This is a genomic window from Geodermatophilus sp. URMC 64, from assembly GCF_053502555.1.
The window spans coordinates 4982784-5006945 of record NZ_CP199955.1; the positions used below are offsets into that span (position 1 = coordinate 4982784).

General features: G+C 74.3%; 19 protein-coding genes and 1 tRNA gene. 7 read left to right on the top strand and 13 right to left on the bottom strand.

Annotated elements, in window-relative coordinates; translation table 11 throughout:
- Positions 1-47 precede the first annotated feature (47 nt).
- A complete protein-coding gene (gene ilvA, locus ACWIYF_RS24435; RefSeq protein ID WP_448625416.1) occupies positions 48-1271 on the bottom strand; it encodes a threonine ammonia-lyase in 1224 nt (407 codons plus the stop codon).
- A 72-nt stretch (positions 1272-1343) separates the two neighbouring features.
- On the opposite strand from ilvA, the gene ACWIYF_RS24440 reads away from it, so the two are divergent.
- The 3 genes from ACWIYF_RS24440 to ACWIYF_RS24450 are packed head-to-tail and all read left to right on the top strand — an operon-like array spanning position 1344 to position 5283.
- Positions 1344-2801 carry a sigma 54-interacting transcriptional regulator gene (locus ACWIYF_RS24440; RefSeq protein ID WP_448625417.1) on the top strand — a complete coding sequence of 486 codons (1458 nt, stop codon included), beginning with the start codon at positions 1344-1346 and terminating at the stop codon, positions 2799-2801.
- 1 nt (position 2802) lies between these two features.
- Positions 2803-4803, top strand: coding sequence for a VWA domain-containing protein (locus ACWIYF_RS24445; RefSeq protein WP_448625418.1), 2001 nt, complete (start codon positions 2803-2805; stop codon positions 4801-4803).
- A 15-nt stretch (positions 4804-4818) separates the two neighbouring features.
- Positions 4819-5283: a GNAT family N-acetyltransferase gene (locus ACWIYF_RS24450; protein ID WP_448625419.1), complete on the top strand. Its 465-nt coding sequence runs from the start codon at positions 4819-4821 to the stop codon at positions 5281-5283.
- On the opposite strand, the gene ACWIYF_RS24455 is transcribed toward ACWIYF_RS24450, so the two are convergent.
- Complete coding sequence (locus ACWIYF_RS24455; RefSeq protein ID WP_448625420.1) at positions 5269-6642, bottom strand: DUF2252 domain-containing protein; 1374 nt, start codon at positions 6640-6642, stop codon at positions 5269-5271. The two genes, ACWIYF_RS24450 and ACWIYF_RS24455, sit on opposite strands and share 15 nt — an antisense overlap.
- Before the next feature lie 70 nt (positions 6643-6712).
- Here ACWIYF_RS24455 and ACWIYF_RS24460 point away from each other — a divergent pair, with 70 nt between their 5' ends.
- Together ACWIYF_RS24460 and ACWIYF_RS24465 are read left to right on the top strand one after the other, a co-directional pair.
- A complete protein-coding gene (locus ACWIYF_RS24460) occupies positions 6713-7735 on the top strand; it encodes an SGNH/GDSL hydrolase family protein (protein WP_448625421.1) in 1023 nt (340 codons plus the stop codon).
- A 97-nt stretch (positions 7736-7832) separates the two neighbouring features.
- Positions 7833-9053: an acetyl-CoA C-acetyltransferase gene (locus ACWIYF_RS24465; RefSeq protein WP_448625422.1), complete on the top strand. Its 1221-nt coding sequence runs from the start codon at positions 7833-7835 to the stop codon at positions 9051-9053.
- Between the two features lie 186 nt (positions 9054-9239).
- Here the strand turns inward: ACWIYF_RS24465 and ACWIYF_RS24470 are convergent, their stop codons facing one another.
- Positions 9240-10061 carry a Bax inhibitor-1/YccA family protein gene (locus tag ACWIYF_RS24470; protein ID WP_448625423.1) on the bottom strand — a complete coding sequence of 274 codons (822 nt, stop codon included), beginning with the start codon at positions 10059-10061 and terminating at the stop codon, positions 9240-9242.
- A gap of 126 nt (positions 10062-10187) precedes the next feature.
- Positions 10188-10261 (bottom strand) — tRNA-Leu (locus tag ACWIYF_RS24475).
- A gap of 111 nt (positions 10262-10372) precedes the next feature.
- Here ACWIYF_RS24475 and ACWIYF_RS24480 point away from each other — a divergent pair.
- A complete protein-coding gene (locus tag ACWIYF_RS24480; RefSeq protein WP_448625424.1) occupies positions 10373-11845 on the top strand; it encodes a flavin-containing monooxygenase in 1473 nt (490 codons plus the stop codon).
- Here ACWIYF_RS24480 and ACWIYF_RS24485 read toward each other — a convergent pair.
- The 6 genes from ACWIYF_RS24485 to eno all read right to left on the bottom strand — a co-directional run bounded on the left by ACWIYF_RS24485 (position 11833) and on the right by eno (position 17426).
- Positions 11833-13215 carry an NAD(P)/FAD-dependent oxidoreductase gene (locus tag ACWIYF_RS24485; protein WP_448625425.1) on the bottom strand — a complete coding sequence of 461 codons (1383 nt, stop codon included), beginning with the start codon at positions 13213-13215 and terminating at the stop codon, positions 11833-11835. The genes ACWIYF_RS24480 and ACWIYF_RS24485 overlap by 13 nt on opposite strands.
- A 28-nt stretch (positions 13216-13243) precedes the next feature.
- On the bottom strand, positions 13244-14011 hold the full coding sequence (locus ACWIYF_RS24490; RefSeq protein ID WP_448625426.1) for a uracil-DNA glycosylase: 768 nt from the start codon (positions 14009-14011) through the stop codon (positions 13244-13246).
- A 93-nt stretch (positions 14012-14104) separates the two neighbouring features.
- Complete coding sequence (locus ACWIYF_RS24495) at positions 14105-15058, bottom strand: Ppx/GppA phosphatase family protein (protein ID WP_448625427.1); 954 nt, start codon at positions 15056-15058, stop codon at positions 14105-14107.
- The gene (locus ACWIYF_RS24500; protein ID WP_448625428.1) at positions 15055-15555 is read right to left on the bottom strand and encodes a DUF501 domain-containing protein; all 501 of its coding nucleotides are present in this window, start codon (positions 15553-15555) and stop codon (positions 15055-15057) included. Before ACWIYF_RS24500 ends, ACWIYF_RS24495 begins: the two co-directional genes overlap by 4 nt.
- Complete coding sequence (locus tag ACWIYF_RS24505) at positions 15548-16135, bottom strand: septum formation initiator family protein (RefSeq protein ID WP_448625429.1); 588 nt, start codon at positions 16133-16135, stop codon at positions 15548-15550. Before ACWIYF_RS24505 ends, ACWIYF_RS24500 begins: the two co-directional genes overlap by 8 nt.
- 13 nt (positions 16136-16148) lie before the next feature.
- Positions 16149-17426 (bottom strand): phosphopyruvate hydratase, encoded by a 1278-nt coding sequence (gene eno, locus ACWIYF_RS24510; protein WP_448625430.1) that lies wholly within the window; start codon positions 17424-17426, stop codon positions 16149-16151.
- A gap of 79 nt (positions 17427-17505) precedes the next feature.
- Between eno and ACWIYF_RS24515 the strand changes: the two genes are divergently transcribed.
- Positions 17506-18471 carry a hypothetical protein gene (locus tag ACWIYF_RS24515; protein ID WP_448625431.1) on the top strand — a complete coding sequence of 322 codons (966 nt, stop codon included), beginning with the start codon at positions 17506-17508 and terminating at the stop codon, positions 18469-18471.
- Between the two features lie 76 nt (positions 18472-18547).
- Here the strand turns inward: ACWIYF_RS24515 and ACWIYF_RS24520 are convergent, their stop codons facing one another.
- The 3 genes from ACWIYF_RS24520 to mfd all read right to left on the bottom strand — a co-directional run bounded on the left by ACWIYF_RS24520 (position 18548) and on the right by mfd (position 24134).
- Positions 18548-19468, bottom strand: a complete 921-nt coding sequence (locus ACWIYF_RS24520) for a MazG family protein (RefSeq protein WP_448625432.1) — start codon at positions 19466-19468, stop codon at positions 18548-18550.
- A 5-nt stretch (positions 19469-19473) separates the two neighbouring features.
- Positions 19474-20484: a peptidylprolyl isomerase gene (locus tag ACWIYF_RS24525; protein WP_448625433.1), complete on the bottom strand. Its 1011-nt coding sequence runs from the start codon at positions 20482-20484 to the stop codon at positions 19474-19476.
- 107 nt (positions 20485-20591) lie between these two features.
- The gene (gene mfd / locus ACWIYF_RS24530; RefSeq protein WP_448625434.1) at positions 20592-24134 is read right to left on the bottom strand and encodes a transcription-repair coupling factor; all 3543 of its coding nucleotides are present in this window, start codon (positions 24132-24134) and stop codon (positions 20592-20594) included.
- Between the last annotated feature and the right edge of the window lie 28 nt (positions 24135-24162).

Sequence of the window (24162 nt, forward strand, 5' to 3'; positions counted from 1 at the left end):
TGCATGCCCTCAACGACCGCGCGGGACCGTCGAACTCATCGCCGGGGTCACTCCGGGGTGGGCGCGTAGCCGGCGCGCACCAGCGCCGCGGTGACCTCCGCGGCGTGATCGGGCCCGCGGGTCTCCAGGACGACGAAGACCTCCACCTCGCCGACGTGCAGGCGCGCCCCCGTCCGCTCGTGCTCCACCTCGAGCACGTTGGCGCCGACGGCGGCCAGCTCGCTGAGCACCGCGGCCAGCGAACCCGGGCGGTCGGGCACGCGCAGCCGCAGGGACAGGTAGCGCCCGGCGGCGGCCATGCCGTGCTGGACGACCTTGAGCAGGAGCACCGGGTCGATGTTGCCGCCGGACACCACCGCGGCCACCGGCGGCGCGAACGCCGTCGGGTCGGCCAGGACGGCGGCGACCGCGGCCACCCCGGCCGGCTCCACCACCAGCTTGGCCCGCTCCAGGCAGAACAGCAGCGCGCGGGAGAGGTCCTCCTCGCTGACCGTGCGCACCTCGTCGACCAGGTCGCGGACGTGCGCGAACGTCAGCTCGCCCGGCGCCGGCACGGCGATGCCGTCGGCCATGGTGGTCATCGAAGGCAGGGCCACCGGCCGGCCGGCGGCCAGCGAGCCGGGGAACGCCGCGGCCCCCTCGGCCTGCACAGCGACCACCCGGACCCCGGGACGGCGGCTCTTCACCGCGGCCGCGATGCCCGACACCACTCCCCCGCCACCGGCGCCGACGACGACCGTGGCGACCTCGGGGCACTGCTCGACGATCTCCAGCCCGACCGTCCCCTGCCCGGCGATCACGTCGGGGTGCTCGAACGGGTGGATGAACACCGCCCCGGTCCGCTCGGCGAACTCGGCGGCGGCCACGAGCGGCTCGGCCAGCGTCTGCCCGAGCAGGTGGATCTCGGCGCCGTAGGACTTCGTCGCGGCCAGCTTGGGCAGCGGCGCGGTCTCCGGCATGAACACCGTCGCCCGGGCGCCGAGCAGCTGCGCGGCCAGCGCCACCCCCTGCGCGTGGTTGCCGGCGCTGGCCGCGACGACGCCGCGGGCGCGCTCGTCGGCCGTCAGCCGGGCGATCCGGGTGTAGGCGCCGCGGATCTTGAACGAGCCGGTCCGCTGCAGGTTCTCGCACTTGAGCCAGACCGGCCCGCCCACCCGCTCGGCCAGCCCGCGCGAGTGCTCGAGCGGCGTCCGGCGGACGACGCCCTCGAGCAGCGCGGCGGCGGCCTCGACGTCCGCACCGCTGACCAGGGGGACCTCGGCAGTCGACACGCGGCCGATCCTCGCATCGAGCGCGCGGCGGACCGGTGACCGCAGACACCTCCGCGTCGTACCGTGGCTGAGGTGACGGACCCCGTGCTCCAGCCGGCCACCCCTTCCCCCGCACCCACGACTCTCGGCGACCTCCGCGACAGCGGTGCCACGTACCGCACGGTCAAGGCCGAGATCCGCGCCAACCTCCTCGCCCGCCTGGCCGACGGTGTGACCAGCCTGCCCGGGATCGTCGGCTTCGACGACACCGTCGTCCCCGAGATCGAGCGGGCCCTCATCGCCGGCCACGACGTCGTCCTGCTCGGCGAGCGCGGCCAGGGCAAGACCCGGCTGATCCGCACGCTCGTCGGGCTGCTCGACGAGTGGACGCCGGTCCTCGTCGGCAGCGAGCTCAACGAGCACCCGCTGCACCCGATCTCGGTGTGGGCGCACCGGCAGATCGCCGAGCACGGCGACGCCACCCCCGTCGGCTGGCTGCACCGCAGCGACCGGTTCGGCGAGAAGCTGGCCACCCCCGACACGAGCGTCGGCGACCTGATCGGCGACGTCGACCCGATCAAGGTCGCGGAGGGCCGCACGCTGGGCGACCCGGAGACCGTCCACTACGGCCTGGTGCCGCGCACCAACCGCGGCATCTTCAGCGTCAACGAGCTGCCCGACCTCGCCGAGCGGATCCAGGTCGCGCTGCTCAACGTGCTGGAGGAGCGCGACATCCAGATCCGCGGCTACCGCGTGCGGCTGCCGCTGGACCTGCTGCTCGTCGCGAGCTCCAACCCGGAGGACTACACCAACCGCGGGCGGATCATCACGCCGCTCAAGGACCGCTTCGGCGCCGAGGTGCGCACCCACTACCCGATCGAGCTGGCCGACGAGATCCGGTTGCTGCACCAGGAGGCGCACGTCTCCTGGCTGGGCAACGGCGCACTGGACACCCCGATCATCCCGGAGCACCTGGCCGAGATCGTCGCCCGCTTCACCCGGCTGGTGCGCGAGTCCAGCCACGTCGACCAGCGATCCGGCGTCAGCGCCCGGTTCGCCATCGCCGGGCTGGAGACGATCGCCGCCTCCGCCGTCCGTCGGGCCGCCGTCGCCGGGGAGACCCGGCCGGTCGCCCGGGTGGTCGACCTGCCGAGCATCGTCCCGGCCAGCCGGGGCAAGGTCGAGTTCGCCGACGCCGGGTCCGACCCGGACGACGAGCGCGAGCTGGAGGTGCTCGAGCACCTGCTCCGGCAGGCGACCGCGCAGACCTTCCGCGCCCGGTGCGCCGGGCTGGACCTCTCCGGGCTGCAGGAGCACTTCACCGGTGGGGAGACCGTCGAGTCCGGGGAGCTGGTGCCGGCGGCCGCGCTGCTCGGCCAGCTCGGCACCATCCCGAAGCTCGCCGAGCTGCTCGGCCGGCTCGGCGTCCCGGAGGGTGAGCAGTCGGCCGAGCAGGCCGCGGCGGCGGTGGAGTTCGCGCTCGAGGGCCTCTACCTGACCCGCCGGCTGGCCAAGGACACCGACGGCACGCGCACGGTGTACGGAGCCTGACGTGGCCGGGGCGGGCGGGCGGAGATTCGGCAACCGCGGCTACCGGTACGGCCGGTGGCGGGGCGGTCCCGATCCGCTCGCCCCGCCGTACGACCTCGGCAACGCTGTCGACGAGATCGGCGACTCGGTGCTCGGGGGCAGCGGCGTCCGCGAGGCGCTGCGCGAGCTGCTGCGCCGCGGCATGCAGGGCCGCCGCGGCCTGGACGAGCTGCGCCGCTCGGTGCGCGACCGGCTGCGCCAGGCCCGGACGGCCGGCCGCATGGACGGCACGCTGCAGGAGGTCCGCGAGCTGCTGGACAAGGCGCTGACCGCCGAGCGGCGGGAGCTGTTCCCCGATCCCGACGACAACGCGCGGCTGGCCGAGGCCGAACTGGACGCCCTGCCCGACGACACCGCCGGTGCCGTCCGGGCGCTCAAGGACTACCCGTGGCGCTCGGACGAGGCCCGGCAGGCCTACGAGCAGATCCAGGACCTGCTGCGCCGCGAGGTGCTCGACAGCTCGTTCTCCTCGATGAAGCAGGCGCTGGAGAACGCCAGCGCGGAGGACCTGCAGGCCGTCAAGGACATGGTCGCCGACCTGTCGAACCTCCTCGACGCGCACAACCGCGGCGAGGACACCGACGAGATGTTCCGCGACTTCATGGACAAGCACGGCCAGTTCTTCCCGGACAACCCGCAGAACATCGACGAGCTGATCGACTCGCTGGCCCGCCGGGCGGCCGCGCAGGAACGGATGATGGCCGGGATGTCGCCCGAGCAGCGGGCGGAGCTGGCCGACCTGATGGCCCAGACCATGCAGGACATGGGGCTGGCCAGCGAGATGGCCCACCTGCAGGACGCGCTCCGGCAGGCCCGCCCCGACCTGCCGTGGGGCCAGCGCGGCCAGGTGCCCGACGGCTCCCAGCAGCTGGGCCTGGGCGACGCCACCACCGCGGTCGCCGAACTGGCCGACCTCGAGGCGCTGTCCAATCAGCTCTCGCAGGGCTACGCCGGCGCCTCGCTGGCCGACGTCGACGAGGAGCTGCTGGAGCGGGCGCTCGGCCGCGACGCCGTCGACGACCTCGCGGCGCTGCGCCAGATGGAGCGCGAGCTGGAGCGGCAGGGCTACCTCAACCGGTCCGACGGGAAGCTGGAGCTCTCCCCCAAGGCGGTCCGCCGGCTCGGCGCCACCGCGCTGCGGCGGGTGTTCGCCAAGCTCACCGCCACCGGCCGCGGCGAGCACGACGTCGCCGACGCCGGCGCCGCCGGGGAGCTCACCGGCAGCTCGCGGGAGTGGCGCTTCGGCGACGAGCAGCCGCTGGACGTCGTCCGGACGGTCAAGAACGCCGTCCTGCGGACCGCCGCCGAGCCCCGGGCGGAGGGCGACCGCGCGGTCAGGATCGCGGTCGACGACTTCGAGGTGGTCGAGACGGAGCGGCGCACCGGCGCCGCGGTCGCCCTGCTGGTCGACCTCTCCTACTCCATGGCGCTGCGCGGCACGTGGGGCGCGGCGAAGTCGACCGCCATGGCGCTGCACTCGCTGGTGACCACCCGGTTCCCGCAGGACGCCATCCAGATCATCGGCTTCTCCTCCACCGCGCAGGTGCTGCGGCCGGAGACGCTCGCCGAGCTGTCGGTCGACACGCTGCAGGGCACTAACCTGCAGCACGGCCTGATGCTCGCCCGCCGGTTCCTCGCCCACCACCGGGACGCCGAGCCGGTCGTGCTGATCGTCACCGACGGCGAGCCGACCGCGCACCTGGAGGACGACGGGACCCCGTTCTTCTGCTGGCCGCCGATGCCCGAGACGATCGCCCGGACGGTGGCCGAGGTGGAGCGGGTGGCCCGCACCGGGGCGACGGTGAACGTCTTCGCGCTCGACCCGGACCCGGGGCTGGTGCACTTCGTCCACGACCTCACCCAGCGCGCGGGCGGCCGGGTCTTCCAGCCCGACAGCGAGCGGCTCGGCGAGTACGTCGTCGCGGACTATCTACGCACCCGGAGGGGGCGCCGCGCCCGCTGAAGGGACACTGGCCGGGTGAGCTCCGACGCGCTGACCGGGACGATCACGATCGAGAAGGTCGACGCCGTCGCGTGCTACCCGTTGCGCATGCAGGAGCTCCGCGAGGGCCGGTCACCGGAGATCGAGGAGGACGACGCGCCCTACACGCTGCACCTCGCCGCCCGCCTCGACGGCGGCGAGATCGTCGGCGTCGTCCGGTTCCACCCGCGCGACTGCCCCTGGCGGGACACCGAGGGCTCCTGGCAGCTGCGCGGCATGGCCACCGATCCGCGGGTGCGCGGCCGCGGGGTCGGGCGGGCGCTGGTGGCCGAGGGGCTGGCCCGGGTGTCGGCGTCGTCCGGACAGCTGGTGTGGTGCGACGCGCGCAAGGCCGCCGTCGGCTTCTACGAGCGGATCGGCTTCACGATCGTCACCGACGAGTACGACCTGCGCCCGGTCGGACCGCACCGCGGGATGCTGATCGAGCTACCGATCCGCTGACTGCGGCGCGGGGTCGTCGCCGCTGGAGCTGATCCCCGGGATCACACCCGCGCGGAACGCGTCGACGAAGAGCCGGTGGTCCTCCTGCGTCCGGCGGGCGTAGTCGTGCGCGAACTCGACCATGTCGGCCAGGAACTCCTCGCGCCGCTCGCCGATCATCGCCGTGATCGCCTCCTCGGTCTGGAACGGCACGAGGTCGTGGTCGCTGTCGGCGTCACCGACGCAGTGCACCTTCGCCGTGGCCCGCCCGAGCTGCGCCATCACCGGGCGGATCTCGTGCGGCTCGGTGAGCTCCTCCCAGTCCAGGTCCAGCTCGTACGGCGAGAGCTCGGCGACGAAGAAGCCGACGCCGTGGATCTCGGTGTGCCCCACGAACTGCGACGTGTGCGCCTGCAGCGCCCGCTGGCTCAGCGCCGTCCGGTGGCCCTCGTGGTCGAAGTGCTCGCGGATCGCCGCATCGGTCACCACCCGGCTCGGCGCGGCGACGTTGCCCTGCTTCAGCGACAGGACGACGTCGTTCTCCAGCGCCTGGTCGTAGCCGTCGAGCAGCACGTTGTACGCGGGCAGGCCGGCGCTGCCGATGCCGAAGCCCCCGGTGCCGACGACGTCCTTCACGTCGAAGGCCACGTCCCTCCGCCGCGCGGGCGGGTGCACGGTCTCCCGGTAGCGGTCGATCGCGGCGAGGACCTCCGCCCGCTCGTCGTCCTCCAGCCGGCGGTTGCGCGGGCTGTCGGCGAACCGGCGCTCGAACCTCTCGACGACGGAGAGCCGGTCGAGCAGGGCGATCCGGGTGCGGGCCGTCGTCTCGAGGATGGCGTCGTGCACCGCGCCCTCGGTGTTCTCCCGCACCAGTGCGAACGTCCGGTCGTCGGCGGAGCGGGTGAAGGCGGCCACCTGGTCCAGGTAGGAGGTCAGGTAGCAGCGCAGCAGGTCCTCGATGACGTCGTCGGACAGCGCCTTGCTCCAGGCCAGCAGCGCGAAGCTGGCGGCGAAGCGGCGCAGGTCCCAGCTGACGTGGCCGAGGTAGGCCTCGTCGAAGTCGTTGACGTCGAACACGATGCGGCCGGAGCCGTCCATGTAGGTGCCGAAGTTCTCCGCGTGCAGGTCACCCTGGATCCACACCCGCGACGTCCGCTCGTCGCTCCACGGATCCTCGAGCGTCGCCATGTCGGCGTAGAACAGGCAGGCCGACCCGCGGTAGAACGCGAACGGGTCGGCGGCCATCTTGCGGAACTTGGTGCGGAAGGCGTCCGCGTCGGCCCGCATGAGCTCGGCGAAGGCGTCGACCAGCACGTCCACGATCACCTGCGCGCGGTCGGACCCACTGTCGGGGGATACCGGTACGGGAGGCGAGGACACAGAGTCACCGTAGGGGGCGGTTAGCCTGCGAGGCAGGTGATCGACCACCCGAGAAGGGGACGGGGACAGGGTGACGCGGGCGAGCACAGCGCGACGGCTGGCGGCGGGGGCCGCTTACGGCGGTGGTGGCGTCGGCCTGCTCGGCGCGGCGCTGCTGGGGCTGCTGCGGGAGCAGGCCCGGTCGGCGCGCCGCAAGGTCGAGGCCCGCACCGCCAAGGCCGATCCACCCTCCGGGAACGGCCTCTACGGCCGCGGCCGCGGCAAGCCGCTCGTGTTCGCCGTCCTCGGCGACTCCAGCGCCGTCGGGCTGGGCGTGGAGCGGGCCGCCGAGACCCCGGGGGTGCTGCTCGCCGCGGCCCTGGCCGAGCTGGCCGAGCGCCCGGTGCGCCTGGTCCGGCTGGCCGTCTCCGGCGCGGTCTCCCGCGACCTCGACGACCAGGTCACCAAGGCGCTGGCCGAGCAGCCGGACGTCGCGGTGATCATGATCGGCGCGAACGACGTCACCAGCCGGACCAGGCCGGCGGTCTCGGTGCGCCACCTCGCCGACGCCGTCTCCCGGCTGGTCGAGGCCGGCTGCGAGGTGGTCGTCGGCACGTGCCCGGACCTCGGCACGATCCGGCCGATCGGCCAGCCGCTGCGGCTGCTGGCCCGCCGGTGGAGCCGGCAGATGGCGGCCGCGCAGACCATCGCCGTCGTCGGGGCCGGTGGGCGGACGGTGTCGCTGGGCTCGGTGCTCGGCCCGAGCTTCGCCTCCGACCGCACCCTGTTCAGCGTCGACGAGTTCCACCCCAGCGCGGCCGGCTACGCCGCCGCGGCGGCGTGCCTGCTGCCCTCGATCGCCGACGCCGTCGGTGTCTGGCCCGCGGTCCCCGAGCGCGGGCTGCGCCCGCTGCGCCGCGAGACGGTGAAGCCGGTCGCCCGGGCCGCGGCACGGGCGGCCAGCCGGCCGGGCACCGAGGTCCAGCCCACCGAGGTCCGCGGCTCCGACACCGGCCCGCGCGGGCCGTGGGCGCTGCTGCGCCGTCCCCGGCCGACCGAGATGCCCACCCCCGAGCAGGCGGAGGAGGCAGCCGAGGCACCGATCGGGGGCTGAGGTCCCCGGCCCCGGCGCGTTACCCGGGGGTAGTTTCGCGGGTGTTCCGCCGTCCGGTGCTCCAGCGTCGGAGCCGACCTTTCTCGTGGAGGACCCCATGCCCGAAGCAGTCATCGTCGCGACCGCGCGTTCGCCCATCGGTCGCGCGTTCAAGGGGTCGCTCAAGGACCTGCGGCCCGACGACCTCGCCGCCACGATCGTGCGGTCCGCGCTGGACAAGGTGCCGGCGCTCGACCCGGCCGACATCGACGACCTGATGCTCGGCTGCGGCCTGCCCGGCGGCGAGCAGGGCTTCAACATGGCGCGGGTGGTCAGCATCCTGCTCGGCTACGACCACCTGCCCGGGACGACGATCACCCGCTACTGCTCGTCCTCGCTGCAGACCACCCGCATGGCCATGCACGCGATCAAGGCCGGCGAGGGCGACGTCTTCATCTCCGCGGGCGTCGAGATGGTGTCCCGGTTCGTCAAGGGCAACTCGGACTCGCTGCCCGACACCCACAACCCCGCGTTCTCCGAGGCCGAGACCCGGGTCGCCAAGGTCGCCGAGAGCGGCGCCGACACGTGGACCGACCCGCGCGAGAACGGCGACGTCCCGAACGTCTACATCGCCATGGGGCAGACCGCCGAGAACCTGGCGCTGCTCAAGAACGTCTCCCGGCAGGAGATGGACGAGTTCGCCGTCCGCAGCCAGAACCTGGCCGAGGAGGCCATCAACAACGGCTTCTGGGAGCGGGAGATCACCCCGGTCACCACGCCCGACGGCACGGTCGTCAGCAAGGACGACGGCCCGCGCGCCGGCACCACGCTCGAGGGCATCTCGGCCCTCAAGCCGGCGTTCCGCCCCGACGGCCGGGTCACCGCCGGCAACGCCTGCCCGCTCAACGACGGCGCGGCCGCGGTGATCGTCATGAGCGACACCAAGGCCCGCGAGCTCGGCCTGACCCCGCTGGCGCGGATCGTCTCCACCGCGGTCACCGGGCTCTCGCCGGAGATCATGGGCTACGGCCCGGTGGCGGCCAGCCGGCTGGCGCTGCAGCGGGCCGGGATGAGCATCGACGACATCGACCTCGTCGAGATCAACGAGGCGTTCGCCGCCCAGGTGATCCCGAGCTACCGCGACCTGAACATCGACATCGACAAGCTGAACGTGCACGGCGGCGCGATCGCCGTCGGCCACCCGTTCGGCATGACCGGCGCCCGCATCACCGGGACGCTGATCAACGGCCTGCAGACTCGGGACGTGACCTTCGGCCTGGAGACGATGTGCGTCGGCGGTGGGCAGGGCATGGCCATGGTCATCGAGCGCCTCTCCTGACCCCGGCCCCGGGCTTTCGGTACCGAAAGCCCGGGACGGCCGTCGGCTCCGGGGGTCGAGTTCAGGCATCCGGGGTCCTGCAGCACCCGGGGAGCGCGAGTTCGACCCCAGGAGGGTGCCGTGACATGACGGTGGCCCGGCCCCCTCGCGGGGACCGGGCCACCGTCGTGCGGAGCCGGGGTCAGCTCACTCGCGGAAGTAGCTGAGCAGCCGGAGGATCTCCAGGTACAGCCACACCACGGTGACCAGCAGGCCGAAGGCGATGTACCACGCGAACTTCGCCGGTGCGCCGCGGCGGATCGCCTCGTCGGCCATGTCGAAGTCGAGCAGCAGCGAGAACGCCGCAACGCCGATCACTACCAGGCTGAACACGATCGCCAGCGGACCACCGTCGCGCAGGCCCAGGCCGTTGTCGGACCAGAAGTACGCGAGCCAGTTGGCCAGCGACAGCACCAGCACGCCGACGAGCGCGCCGATGACCCAGCGGGTGAGCTTGGGGGTCACCCGGATGGCGCCGGTCTTGTAGACCACGAGCATGCCCGCGAAGACACCGAGCGTGCCGATCACCGCCTGGATGACGATGCCCTCGTAGACGCTGTTGAAGGCCTCGCTGATCGCGCCGAGGAACACACCCTCGACGGCGGCGAAGGTGAGAGTGGCCGCCGGGTTGGCGATCGTCTTGAACGAGATCACCAGGCTGAGCACGAAGCCGACCAGGATCGCCGGGAGCGCGAGGCCCCAGCCCGTCGTGCCGGGCAGCGCCCAGATCCCGGCGGCGGCCAGGATGGTCACCAGGAAGGAGATCCCGGTCTTGGTGACGACGTCGTCCATCGTCATGTATCGGGTCGCCGGCTTGGTGTACGGCGACGGGGCGGCGTAGGGGTCGTACTGCGTGGGGGCGCCGTACTGAGGCGCCCCGTACTGCTGGGTGGCACCCCAGCCGCCGTACTGCCCGCTCCGGGTGGCGCTCTGGAAGCCGCGCCCGAAAGCCGGGTTGCTGCTGGGCATCGTCATCTCCTCGAGGTGACTGGTCGGACCGGAAGTCCACGGTGGCGGACTCCACGCAGTCAGGTCAACGCCCCGCGCCGCCTGCGCGTTCCCGGAGCCCGGCGGTCACCCCGACGGGGGTGGACGTGCCCCCGGTCGGGTTCGAACCGACACTGGGACCCTTTTAAGGGGCCTGCCTCTGCCAGTTGGGCTACGGGGGCGGTGTGCGCACGGTAGCCCGACGGACGGCGGCCGCCTCGCGTGCGCTGCCCGGCGGTCGCCCGTCGTCCCCGTACGGTGACCGGGATCGCGCCGTCGTCCCCGGAGGTCCCATGCCCCGCACGCCCCACCTGCCGTCGGTCACGATCATCGGCGCCGGGTTCGGCGGGATCGGGATGGCCGTCCGGCTGCTGCAGGCCGGCGTCCGGGACGTCACCCTCCTCGAACGGGCCGATCGCGTCGGCGGGGTGTGGGCGGCCAACAGCTATCCCGGCGCGGCCTGCGACGTCCCCGCGCCGCTGTACTCCTTCTCCTTCGCGCCCAAGACCGACTGGACCCGGCGCTACCCGCCGCAGGAGGAGATCCGGCAGTACCTGGAGGACACCGCCCGCCCGTTCGGCGTGCTCGAGCGGACCCGCTTCGGGACCGAGGTGGTCGATGCCCGCTTCGACGACGCCCGCCGCCGGTGGGTGCTCACCCTCGACGACGGCGCCACACTGGAGACCGACGTCATCGTCGCCGCCTGCGGCCAGCTCTCCCGGCCCGCCGTCCCGGCGATCCCGGGCCTGGAGACGTTCGCCGGCACCGCCTTCCACTCCTCGGCGTGGCGGCACGACCACGACCTGACCGGCCGCCGGGTCGCCGTCGTCGGCACCGGCGCGAGCGCGATCCAGTTCCTGCCGCACGTGGCCGAGCGGGCCGCCGCGACGACGGTCTTCCAGCTCGACGCACCGCACGTGGTCCCGAAGCCCGACCGGCCGTACGGCCCACGGCTGCGGGCGGCGTTCCGGCGCGTCCCGGGACTGCTCAGCCTCAACCGGGCGGCCACCTACGTCCAGTACGAGACGCGGGCGCTCGGGTTCACCCGCCGGCCCGGCCTCATGACCCTGATCGACAAGCAGGCCCGCGCCCACCTGCGCCGCCAGGTGGGCGACCCCGCCAAGCGCGCGGCGCTGGCCCCGCAGGGGACGCCGGGCTGCAAGCGGATCCTGCTCTCCGACGACTACTACCCGGCGCTGGACCGCCCCTCGGTCGCGGTGGTGACGGCGCCCATCACCGCGATCGGCCCGGACGGGATCCGCACCGCCGACGGCCGCGAGCACCCGGTCGACACGATCGTCTGGGGCACCGGCTTCCGCGCCACCGACTTCCTCGTCCCGATGGCGGTGACCGGAGCCGGCGGGCGCGATCTGCGGCGGGCGTGGGCGGACGGCGCCGAGGCCTACCTCGGCATCGCCGTCGCGGGCTTCCCCAACTTCTTCCTGCTCTACGGGCCGAACACCAACCTCGGCCACAACTCGATCGTCTACATGCTGGAGAGCCAGATCCGCTACGTCCTCCAGGCGGTGCGGCGGCTGGCCGAGGGTGCCGCGACGGTCGACGTCCGGCCCGAGGTGCAGCGCCGGTTCAACGCCTGGGTGCAGGCGCGCATCGGCGAGACGGTGTGGGACCGTGGCTGCACGAGCTGGTACCGCACCACCTCGGGCCGCAACACCACCAACTGGCCCGACTTCACCTTCGTCTACCGCGCCCGCACCCGGCGGTTCGACCCGGCCGACTACCGGATCGAGCCTCAGCTGGCCTGAGCGCGGGGCGACGGCTCGGGCTGGGGCGGCGGCAGCGCCCCCGGGCGGCCGGTGTTGGCGGCGAACACGAACTCGCGGCGCGGGTCCTGCAGCTGGCCGAGGGAGATCACCTCGCGGCGGAACAGCAGCGCCAGCGTCCAGTCGGCGACCACCCGCGCCTTGCGGTTGAGGGTGGGCAGCCGGCTGACGTGGTAGCTGCGGTGCATGAACCAGGCCACGAAGCCCTTGAGCTTGATGCCGTAGACCTGCGCGACGCCCTTGTACAGGCCGAGGCTGGCCACCGAGCCCGCGTACGCGTGCCGGTAGGGCTGCGGTTCGTCACCGGACAGGACGGCGACGATGTTGTCGGCCAGCCGCTTGGCCTGCCGGACGGCGTGCTGGGCGTTGGGCGCGGTGGTCGCCGACGGGTCGTCCTTGGTGACGTCCGGGACGGCGGCCAGGTCGCCGGCGGCCCAGGCGCCGTCCACCCCGCGGACCTGCAGCGTCGCCTCGCACTCCACCCGGCCGCGGCCGTCGACCGGCAGGTCGGTCTGCGCCAGCATCGGGTGCGGCTTGGTGCCCGCCGTCCACACCAGGGTGTCGCTGGGGAACTCCTCGCCGTCGGAGAGCCGGACCAGGCAGTCGTCCGAGATCGACTCGAGCCGGGTGTTGAGGCGGACGTCGATGCCGCGCTCGGTCAGCTGCCGCACCGTCCACGCGGCCATGTCCAGGTCGACCTCGGGCATGATCCGGCCCATCGCCTCGACCAGCACCCAGCGCATGTCGGCCGGCGACAGCCGCGGGTAGTAGTGCTTGATCGCGTACCGGGCCATGTCCTCGAGCTCGGCGAGCGCCTCGATGCCGGCGTAGCCGCCGCCGACGAAGGTGAAGGTGAGCGCCCGGCGGCGCACCGCGGGGTCGTCGGTCGAGCTGGCCGCGTCCAGCCGGCCCAGCACGTGGTTGCGCAGGTAGATGGCCTCGCCGACGGTCTTGAACCCGATCCCGTGCTCGGCCAGCCCGGGGATCGGCAGCGTCCGGGCCACCGATCCGGCGGCCATGACCAGGACGTCGTAGGAGAGGTCGAAGTCCTTGCCCTCCAGCGGGGCCACGTGCGCGCGCCGCTCGGCGTGGGACAGGCCAGTGACCGCGCCGGTGATCACCCGGCAGCGCGGCAGCGTGCGGCGCAGCGGCACCACGACGTGTCGGGGCTCCACCGAGCCGGCCGCCGCCTCGGGGAGGAACGGCTGGTAGGTCATGTGCGGCTGCGGATCCACGACGACGATCTCGGCCCGCCCGCGGGAGAGCCGCTTCTGCAGCCGCAGGGCGGTGTAGAGGCCGACGTAGCCGCCGCCCACGACGAGGATCACCGGACGCTGCGTTGGCGCACCCATGCCGGGAGCCTAGGGGCCTGCGCGGGCCTCAGGCGACGGTCGCGGCCAATTCGGTGGCCCGGGACAGGACGGCGTCCAGCATCGGCTCGGTGAGCTTGCCGGTGAACGTGTTCTGCTGGCTGACGTGGTAGCTGCCCAGCAGGGTCAGCGGCCCGCGCGGGCCGGCCAGCTCGACCTCCACGCCGTGCCCGAACGCCGGCCGGGGGCGGGGCAGCGCGTAGCCGGCGGCGCCGAGGATCGGCCAGAGCGCCGTCCACCCGAACCCGCCGAGGACGACGACGACCCGCAGCCGCGGCAGCAGCGCCAGCTCCCGGGCCAGCCACGGGGCGCAGGTGTCCCGCTCCTCCGGCGTCGGGGCGTTCGCCGGCGGCGCGCACCGGACGGAGGCCGCGACCCGGACGTCGGTGAGCTCGAGCCCGTCGCCGATGTGCGTCGACGTCGGCTGGTTGACCAGGCCGGCACGCCACAGCGCGGCGAAGATCCAGTCGCCGCTGCGGTCGCCGGTGAACACCCGGCCGGTGCGGTTGCCGCCGTGCGCGGCGGGGGCGAGCCCGACGACGGCGATCCGCGCGTCGGCCGGGCCGAGCCCGGGCACCGGCCGGCCCCAGTAGTCCCAGTCGCGGAACGAGGCGCGCTTGACCCGGGCCACCTCCTCCCGCCAGGCGACCAGCCGCGGGCAGGCCCGGCAGCCGGACACGCGGGCGTCGAGGACCGGCAGCTCGCGGGCGCCCGCCGCGGAGCGCACGACGCCCGCGGCGCTGCGCGTGACCGGGAAGCCGTCCGCGTCGAGTGCCACGCCTCGAAGCAGACCACGACCGTTCCGCTCTCCTCGGCAGGGGGTCGGGCAACGCCGTTCCCGCACATCGCTGCCGGGCCGGGTTGGAGACGCTCAGCCGCGGGCCAGGCGCAGGGCGATGCCGTCGAGGATGTCGTGCTCGCTGACGACGACCTCGTCGAGGGCGAAGGCGTCCATGACCACCCGCAGCACCAGCGCGCCGGCGCCGATGACGTCGACCCGGCCCGGGTGCATCACCGGCAGCGCCGCGCGGCGCTCGTGGGAGGCGGTGAGCAGGCCGGCGGTGACCGAGCGGACGGCGCCGACGGGGATGCGCGAGCCGTGGATGGCCACCGGGTCGTACGCGGGCAGCCGCAGCGCCAGCGCGGCCACGGTGGTCACCGAGCCGGCCAGGCCGACCAGCGACGCGGCGTCGGCGACCGGCACCTCGTCGGCCACCACCGCCAGCGCCGCCCGGATGTCGGCCTCGGTGGCACCGATCTCGTCGGCGGTCGGCGGGTCGCCGGCCAGGTGCCGCTCGGTGAGCCGCACGCAGCCGATGTCCACCGAGCGGGCGGCCCGCACCCCGGAGGAGTCGCCGAGGACGAACTCGGTCGAACCCCCGCCGATGTCGACGACGAGGAACGGCGGCCGCGGCGGCGGGTTGCCGTGCGCCTGCGCCGCCTTGTCGAGGGAGGCGGTCGCGCCGAGGAAGGACAGCTCCGCCTCCTCCCGGCCCGGGACGACGTCGGGCTTCTGGCCGAGCGTGGCCACGACCATGTCCTCGAAGTCCGCGCGGTTGGCGGCGTCCCGGGTGGCGCTGGTGGCGACCATGCGGACGGCGGTGGCACCCAGGTCCTGCGCGGTCGCGGCGTACTCGGCCAGTACCCGGCGGGTGCGCTCCAGCGCCTCGGGGGCCAGCCGTCCGGTGGCGTCGACGCCCTGGCCGAGCCGGACGATCTCCATCCGGCGCACGAGGTCGGTGTGCGGGCCGCCGTCCTCGGGGACGTCGGCGACCAGCAGGCGCAGCGAGTTCGTGCCGCAGTCGATCGCGGCGACCCGGGTCATGCGTCCTCCTGGGCGCAGGGACCGTTCGCCCACCACTCCCCCATCTCGGCCACCGCGCGGTCGCCGATCGGGTTGACCCCGGAGCCGGCGGCCAGCGCGTGCCCGGCGAGGGCGTGCAGGCACTTGACCCGGTCGGGCATGCCGCCGGCGGTGTTGCGGGTGGGCAGCACGCCGCGGGCGTCGCGCTCGGCGAGGTACGCCTCGTGCGCGGCGCGGTAGCCCGCGGCCAGCTCCGGGTCGGTGGCCAGCTCCGCCTGCCACTCGCGCATCCGGCCGGTGGCCTCCAGCCGGCTGGCCGCGGCGGTCGCCCGCGGGCAGGTCAGGTAGTACAGCGTCGGGAACGGCGTGCCGTCCTCCAGCCGCGGCGAGGTCTCCACCACGTCGGGCTGGCCGCACGGGCAGCGGTGCGCCACGGCGACCAGGGCGCGGGGCGGCCGGCCGAGCTGGCGGGCCACGATGTCCCGCTCGTCCGGGGTGACGGGCGTGCGCTCAGCCACCGGACCCCGCAGCATCGCCGTCGGCCGTCGCGAGGGACTCCATGAGCCCCTCGTACCACGGCGGCCGCTCGGCCGAACGGGTCTCGCCGGACGGCAGCGTGCCGGCGTCGCCCTCGACGGTGCGCCCGTCGACGACGACGACCAGCCGGTCGCCGGGCAGCACGTAGGTGAGCCGCTCCCGGGCCTGCCGGACGGTGAAGGCGGGGTCGGCCTGGCGCTCCAGCTGGTCCTGCAGCTCCTGCGCGCGCTGCTCGAGGCGGCTGCGCTCGGCGGCCAGCTCCACCAGCTGGGCGCGGCCGGCGAGGAACTGGCGGACCGGCCCGGCGAGGGTGAGCGCGAGGAGCAGCACGAGCGCGCCGAGCAGCACGGCCCGGCCGGTGAACAGCGGCCGGCGCCGGGCGCCGGCCCCACTGCGTGCCGGCCGACGTCCCGAGCGCCGCTGGCCCGGCCGGCTGGGCGCGGTGGAGCGGGCGCTGCGCACCGGGCCGGTGTGCACCGGCCCGGTCGCGCGGGAGACCCCCCGGCCGGCGGCCCGCCGGCCCGCGGGCGCCGCGCCGCGCCGGCCGCGGACGCTGCTCATCGGTCGGCGGACCTCACGCGGTCAGCCGTGGGAAGGCGGCGGCACCGGCGTAGCGCGCGGCGTCGTCCAGCTCCTCCTCGATCCGCAGCAGCTGGTTGTACTTGGCCACCCGCTCGCTGCGCGCCGGGGCGCCGGTCTTGATCTGCCCGCAGTCGGTGGCCACCGCCAGGTCGGCGATCGTGGTGTCCTCGGTCTCGCCCGAGCGGTGGCTCATCATGCAGCGGTAGCCGCTGCGGTGCGCCAGGTTCACCGCGTCGAGGGTCTCGGTGAGGGTGCCGATCTGGTTGACCTTGACCAGCAGCGCGTTCGCCGCGCCGCGGGCGATGCCGTCGGCCAGGCGCGTGGGGTTGGTGACGAACAGGTCGTCGCCGACGAGCTGCACCCGCTCGCCGAGGGCGTCGGTCAGGGCGATCCAGCCGTCCCAGTCCTCCTCGGACAGCGGGTCCTCGATCGAGACGATCGGATAGGCCTCGACCAGGCCGGTGTAGTACTCCGCCATCTCGGCCGACGAGAGCTTCCTGCCCTCGAAGGCGTAGGCGCCGTCGGTGTGGAACTCGGTCGCGGCGACGTCGAGGGCGAAGACCACGTCGCGGCCGACGGAGTACCCGGCCTGCTCGACGGCGCGGGCGATGAGGTCCAGCGCCGCCCGGTTGCTCGACAGGTTCGGGGCGAAACCGCCCTCGTCGCCGAGGCCGGTGGACAGCCCGTCCTTCTTCAGCACGGCCTTGAGCGCGTGGTAGGTCTCGGTGCCCATCGCCAGCGCCTCGGCGAAGGTCCCCGCGCCGATCGGGGCGATCATGAACTCCTGCACGTCGACGTTGCTGTCGGCGTGGGCGCCGCCGTTGAGGATGTTCATCATCGGCACCGGCAGCAGGTGCGCCGACGGGCCGCCGACGTAGCGGAACAGCGGCAGGGCGGCGGAGTCGGCGGCCGCCTTCGCCACGGCGAGGCTCACGCCGAGGATGGCGTTGGCGCCGAGCCGCGACTTGTCCGGCGTTCCGTCGAGGTCGATCAGGCGCTGGTCGATCAGCCGCTGCTCGCTGGCGTCGTAGCCGACCAGCTCCGGGCCGATGACGTCGAGCACCCCGTCGACGGCCTTGGTGACCCCCTTGCCGCCGTAGCGCTCACCCCCGTCGCGCAGCTCCACGGCCTCGAAGGCGCCGGTCGAGGCGCCGCTGGGGACCGCCGCGCGGGCGATCGTCCCGTCGTCGAGGGCGACCTCGACCTCCACGGTGGGGTTTCCGCGCGAGTCGAGGATCTCCCGCGCGCCTACGGCGTCGATGCTGGGCACGCAGAGCAGCCTAGCCAGCCCGGCGGCGGGCCAGCGTCAGCCGCGTCGATGCGAAGTCCGCCTGCCACGATGGGCGGTGATGAGCACTCCTGCCGCGCCACCCCGGCCGCACCGGCGGGCCGCGACCCAGCTGCTGCTCGGCTACCTGCCGCTGCTCACGGTGGGCGTCGTCCTGCTGGCCGTCCTGGCCGTGCGGCTGTCGGCCACGCGGGAGCCGCTGGCCGCCGCCACCGCCACGGCGACCGCGAGCGTCGTCGACTCCGGTCGGCCGCCCGACGGGCGCGGCGTGTCGGTGACCTTCGAGGACGACGACGGCGCACGGCGCACGGGGGTGCTGGTGCTGCGCGACCCGATCGAGGTCGAGGCCGGCCGCCAGGTCACCGTGCAGTACGACCCGGCGTCCCCCGCCGAGGACACGGCGGTGTACGCCAACGGCGACGCCGCGCACCGGGCGGTCGAGGACGTGCTGTTCGGGATCGTCGCCACGCTGTTCGTCGTCCTCCTCGCCTCGGTCGTGACCGGGCTGCGGTTCCTCGCCCGCCGGCGGCTGCGCCGCGCTCCGGTCACCGAGGCCACGGCCAGCCGCGTCGTCGTGCGCCAGGGGCTCGTCGTCCGCAGCTGGCTGGAGCTGGCCACCGCCCGCGGGCAGCGGTGGCTGCCCGTGCACTGGTCGCCGGAGCTGGCGGCGCTGGAGCCGGACAGCCCGATCGAGCTGCGCGGGGACGTCGCCGGGCGGGCGGTGCTGCCGGTGGTGGACGGCGCCGAGGTGTGGCCGTCGGGCCGGCTGAGGTCCCGGGCGCCGCGGGGGGAGCGGCGGGTGGCCGCGCCGGCCGACGCACCGGCCCGGCCCGCGACGTGGGGGCGCCAGGTGCGCAGCGACGTGGTCGTGGTCTTCGCCGCGCCGCTGCTGGGCCTGCTCTGGGCCTACGTCGACGGCAGCGGGGTGGCCGGTTTCGTCTTCGCCACCGCGCTGTCCGCGGCGCTGCTGTTCTGGCTGGCCCAGCTGCTCGGCTCCGACCCGAGCCCGCCCGAGCGCCGCGCCTGAACCGGGCTTTCGGTACCGAAAGCCCGGGTTCCGCCTGGGGCTTTCTGTACCGAAAGCCCCAGGGCGGCCGCCCCGGTCAGGCGTCGGCGGCCTCGGCGGCGGCGTCCAGCTCGCCGGCGTAGCGGCGGACGGCCTCGCGCAGTGCGTCCTCGGCGTCCCAGCCGCGGCCGGTGGCGGCGACGACCAGGCCGAACAGCTGCTCGCCGAGCGCCTCCGGGCTGTCGACGGACAGCTCGGCGGGCGGCGGGGTGGGCAGCCCGGCCCGCCCGGCCCGGCGCACCAGGGCCGCGCCCCACGAGGCGGCCGGCTGGGAGCGGGAGACCCCCTCGGTCGGCGAGCGGCGCTGCTTCTCGGCCTTCTTGATCTCCTCCCAGCCCGCCTCGACCTGGGCGACGTCACGGGGGCCGGCGTCGCCGAAGACGTGCGGATGCCGGCGGACCAGCTTGTCGACGAGGTCGCCGGCGACGTCGTCGATGTCGAACCGCCGCCCCGGCTCGGCCTCGGCGCCGAGCCGGGCGTGGAAGACGACCTGCAGCAGCACGTCGCCGAGCTCCTCGCGCATCGCGCCGGCGTCGTCGTCGACGATCGCGTCGTAGGCCTCGTGCGCCTCCTCCAGCAGGTACCCGCGCAGCGAGGCATGGGTCTGCTCGGCGTCCCACGGGCAGCCGCCGGGCGACCGCAGGCGGTCCATCACCCGCACGACGTCGAGCAGCCGCGCGCCGGGCGGCTCGGGCGCCGCGGCCACGACGGGGACGCCGGGCAGGTCGGCCAGCTCCGCGGCGGTGGCCAGGCACACGACCTCGTCCGGGCGGGCGCGGACGGTCGCGGGGTCGGCGACGTCCTCGACCTGCACGTCCGCGGCCCGCAGCGCGTCCGCGGCCCCGGCGGCGCCGGGCAGCGCCAGCACCGGCCGGTCGCCGGTGACGGCGCGCCAGCCGGCCGGCGCGAGCAGCCCCGGCAGCCGCGCGCTGACCTCGAGCGCGAGCGCGACCGGCACGCCGATCAGCCCCCGGTCGTGCCCGACGGGGTGGCGGGCGCCCCGCCGGCGCCGGAGTCGTCGTCGAGGATCTCGACGACGCCGTCCTCGCCCTCGACGACGGCGTTCTCCTGCAGGACGCCGTAGCGCGGGTTGACGCGGACGTCGAGGTCGTCGCGGAAGTCCTGCACGAGCTGCTGCGCCTGGTCGTCGACGGTGGACTCTGCGGCGGCCTGCAGGTCCGGCCGGACGTCCTCGAACGGACGCACGGTGACGTCGGCGACGAACGTCACCACCACGCCGGCGCCCTCGACCGGCACGCTGAAGGCGGTGCCGGGCTGCGCGGCGCGCACCTGGTCGGCCACCACCGACGGGATCTGGTCGGCGCTGCGGGGTTCGGGCTGCGGCAGGGTGATCTGGCCCGGGAAGGCGGCGGCCGCCGCCGCGTAGCTCGCCGGGTCCGCGGTCAGCTGGCCCACGACGGCGTCGGCCGTGGCCTGGTCGGGCACGGCGATGAAGCCCACCGAGTACTGCGTGTACTGGGCGAGGTTCTGGTCGTACTGCTGCCGCAGGGCGGCGTCCGAGAGCGGGTCGTCCAGCCCCTCCGCCGCGGCGATCTTCTGCCGCACCAGCTGCTGCCGGACGTTCTCGAAGACGTCCTCGCGGGAGACGCCCTGGGCGGCCAGCTGGGCGTAGACCGCGTCCGGGTCGTTGCCGGCGAGCAGGGTGTCGATGCGGTCGCGCACCTCGTCGTCGGTGACGGTGACGTCCCACCGCTCGGCGGCCGCCGCGTACACGTCCTCCCCCACCAGCAGGCCGAGGACCTGGCGGGCGAAGGCGTCCGGGTCGGTGTCGGCGAACGCGGCGACGTCGTCGTCCTGGAGTCGCTCGTCGATCGCGGTCTGCAGCTCCGCGACGGTGATCTGGTCGTCGCCGACGTAGGCGGCGACGTTGGGCGAGGTCCGACAGCCGGCCAGCCCCGCGACGGCGAGGACGGCGGCGGCCCCGGTCAGGACGATCCGGGGAACTCGACGCATGTGCACGTCGCGAGACTCCCACATGCGGCGTGGCGAGCCTCGCATGCGGCCCTGCAGTTGCGGAGGAGATCCGTGCGCGTGACGGGCACGGATCTCCTCCGCACACGTCAGGAGGCGGCCTTGACCGGCTGCTCCAGGACGGAGGACAGCAGCGCGTGCAGGTTCTCCAGCAGCGCGACGTCGCGCAGCGGGGTGCGCCGGTCGGGGCCGACCGGGACCTTGAGCGAGATGGTCTCGACGGCCGACTTGTAGGTAGCACCGTCGGCCAGCCGGGTCAGCCGCATCTGCTGCGACTCGCGCAGTGGAACGGGCGAGATGCGGATGGCGCGACCCTGCAAGGAGACCTCGGTGACGCCGAACTTCCGCATGGCGGCGCGGAAGCGGGCCACCGCCAGCAGGTTCAGCACAGGCGCCGGCGGGGCGCCGTAGCGGTCGGTGAGCTCCTCGAGCACCGCGGCGGCCTGGTCGTCGTCCTGGACGGAGGCGACCTTGCGGTAGGCCTCCATCCGCAGCCGCTCTCCCGGCACGTAGTCGTGCGGCAGGTGGGCGTCGACGGGCAGGTCGACCCGCACCTCGACCGGCTCGGCGGGGGCCCCCTCGCCGGTGACCTGGGCCCGGTAGTCGGCGACGGCCTCGCCGACCAGCCGCACGTAGAGGTCGAAGCCGACCCCGGCGATGTGCCCGGACTGCTCGCCGCCGAGCAGGTTGCCCGAGCCGCGGATCTCGAGGTCCTTCATCGCCACCGCCATGCCGGCGCCGAGGTCGGTGTTGTGCGCGATGGTGGTGAGCCGGTCGACCGAGGTCTCGGTCAGCGGCCGGGTCGGGTCGTAGGTGAAGTAGGCGTAGGCCCGCTCGCGGCCGCGGCCGACGCGGCCGCGGATCTGGTGCAACTGGGAGAGGCCGAAGGTGTCGGCCCGGTCGACGATCAGGGTGTTGGCGTTCGGGATGTCCAGGCCGGACTCGACGATCGTCGTCGCGACGAGGACGTCGTACTCCTTCTCCCAGAAGCCGACCATGATCCGCTCGAGCTCGTGCTCCCTCATCTGCCCGTGGCCGACCGCGACCCGGGCCTCGGGCACCAGGTTGCGGATCTTCGCCGCCGCCTTGTCGATCGACTGCACCCGGTTGTGGATGACGAAGACCTGGCCGTCGCGCAGCAGCTCGCGGCGGATCGCGGCGGCCATCTGCTTGTCGTCCCAGGCGCCGACGTAGGTCAGCACCGGGTGCCGCTCCTCGGGCGGGGTGAGGATGGTCGACATCTCGCGGATGCCGGTCAGCGACATCTCCAGGGTGCGCGGGATCGGGGTGGCCGACATCGACAGGACGTCGACCGCCGTCCGCATCGTCTTCAGGTACTCCTTGTGCTCGACGCCGAAGCGCTGCTCCTCGTCGACGACGACCAGCCCGAGGTCCTTGAACCGGGTGGTCGGCTGCAGCAGCCGGTGGGTGCCGACCAGGATGTCGACCTCCCCGCGCGCCAGCTCCTCGAGGATCTGCCGCGACTCGGCGTCGGACTGGAACCGCGAGAGCACCCGCACCTTCACCGGGAACTGCGCGACCCGCTCGGAGAAGGTCTTGTAGTGCTGGTTGGCCAGCAGCGTCGTCGGCACGAGGACGGCGACCTGCTTGCCGTCCTGCACCGCCTTGAACGCCGCCCGCACCGCGATCTCGGTCTTCCCGTAGCCGACGTCGCCGCAGATGATCCGGTCCATCGGCACCGGCTGCTGCATGTCGGCCTTGACCTCGTCGATCGCGGCCAGCTGGTCGGGGGTCTCCTGGAACGGGAAGGCGTCCTCGAGCTCGCGCTGCCAGACGGTGTCCGGGCCGAAGGTGTGGCCCTTGGTGGCCATCCGCGCCGAGTAGAGCCGGATCAGCTCGGCGGCGATCTGCTTGACCGCCTTGCGGGCCTGGCCCTTGGTCTTCTGCCAGTCCGCGCCGCCGAGCTTGGACAGCGCGGGGGACTCCCCGCCGACGTAGCGGGTGAGCTGGTCGAGCGCGTCGGTGGGGACGAACAGCCGGTCCGGCGGCTGGTTCCGCTTGCTCGGCGCGTACTCGACGATCAGGTAGTCGCGCTGCCCGCCGTTGACCGTGCGGCTGACCATCTCGACGTAGCGGCCGATGCCGTGGTGCTCGTGCACGACCAGGTCGCCGGGCTGCAGCTGCACCAGGTCGACGGCGTTGCGCCGCCGCGCGGGCATCTTGACCGCGTCGCGCATCGTCGTCCCGCGCTGGCCGGTCAGGTCGTGCTCGGTGAGCAGCGCCAGGCCGGCGGAGGGGAAGGCGAAGCCGGTCTCCAGGTTGCCCTGGGTGACGTGGGTCAGGCCGGCGTCGGGGGCGCCGGCGATGTCGGGCACCAGCCGGACGCCGAGGTCCGCCTCGGTGAACTGGTCGGCGGCGCGCTGCGCGGGGCCGGGGCCGGCGAAGGTGACGACCACCCGCCAGCCGTCGCGGTGCCAGGCCCGCTGCTGCTCGACGGCCTTGCCCTGGTCGCCGTGGAAGCGCTCGACGGTGGTGGCGTCGAGGGTGACGTGCGTGTCGTCGTCCTCGGCCTGGAGCGTGAAGGCGCCGGTCGTCCACCACGGCAGGCCGCGGCCGCGGGCGGCGGCCTCGACGTCGGCCAGGTCGCGGAAGGACGACGCCCCGAGGTCCAGCGGCGCCTCGCCGGCCTCCGCCGCGGTGGCCCAGGACGCGGCCAGGAACTCCGCGGCGGTGCGCACCAGGTCGGCCGCGCGGCTGCGCACCCGCTCCGGGTCGAGGACCAGCACGTGGGTGCCACGCGGCACGAGGTCGGTCAGGAGGTCCATGTCCCCGGTGATGAGGGCCGGGGTCAGCGACTCCATCCCCTCCACGGCGATCCCCTCGGCCAGCTTGCCGAGGATCTCCAGCAGGCCGGGGTGCTCGACGGCCAGCGCGGCCGCACGGGCCCGGACCTCGTCGGTGAGCAGCAGCTCGCGGCACGGCGGGGCCCACAGCCGCTCGGGCCGCTCGTCGAGGGAGCGCTGGTCGGCGGCGGAGAAGTAGCGCAGCTCGTCGACCTCGTCGCCCCAGAACTCGACGCGGACGGGATGCGGCTCGGTCGGCGGGAAGACGTCGAGCAGGCCACCGCGGACGGCGAACTCGCCGCGCTTCTCGACCAGCTCGACGCGGGTGTAGGCGGCGTCGACGAGGGCGCGGGCGACGTCGTCGAGCTCGGCGGCGTCGCCCGGCTTCAGCTCGACCGGGGTGAGGTCGCCCAGCCCGGGAGCCAGCGGCTGGAGCACGCTGCGCACCGGCGCGACGAGGACGTCGATCGTCCCGTTGGCGCCGGGGTGGGTCAGGTCGCGCAGCACCGCCAGCCGGCGGCCGACGGTGTCCGCGCGGGGCGAGAGCCGCTCGTGCGGCAGGGTCTCCCAGGCGGGGAAGGTCTCCACCCGGCGCTGGGGCAGGAAGCAGCGCAGCGCGTCGGCGGTGGCGTCGGCGTCGCGTTCGCCCGCGGTGACGACGAGCACCGGCACGCCGGCGCCCGTGCCGGTCGCCGCCAGCGCCGCGGCGACCAGCGGCTGGACCGGCGGCGGTGCGGTGACGGCCAGCTCCGCGGATCCGGCCGACGCGACGACACGCGCCATGCCCGGATCGGTGAGGACGACGTCCAGCACGCCGCGCAACGTCACGGGGATGTTCCTCCTGGGCTGGGGAGGC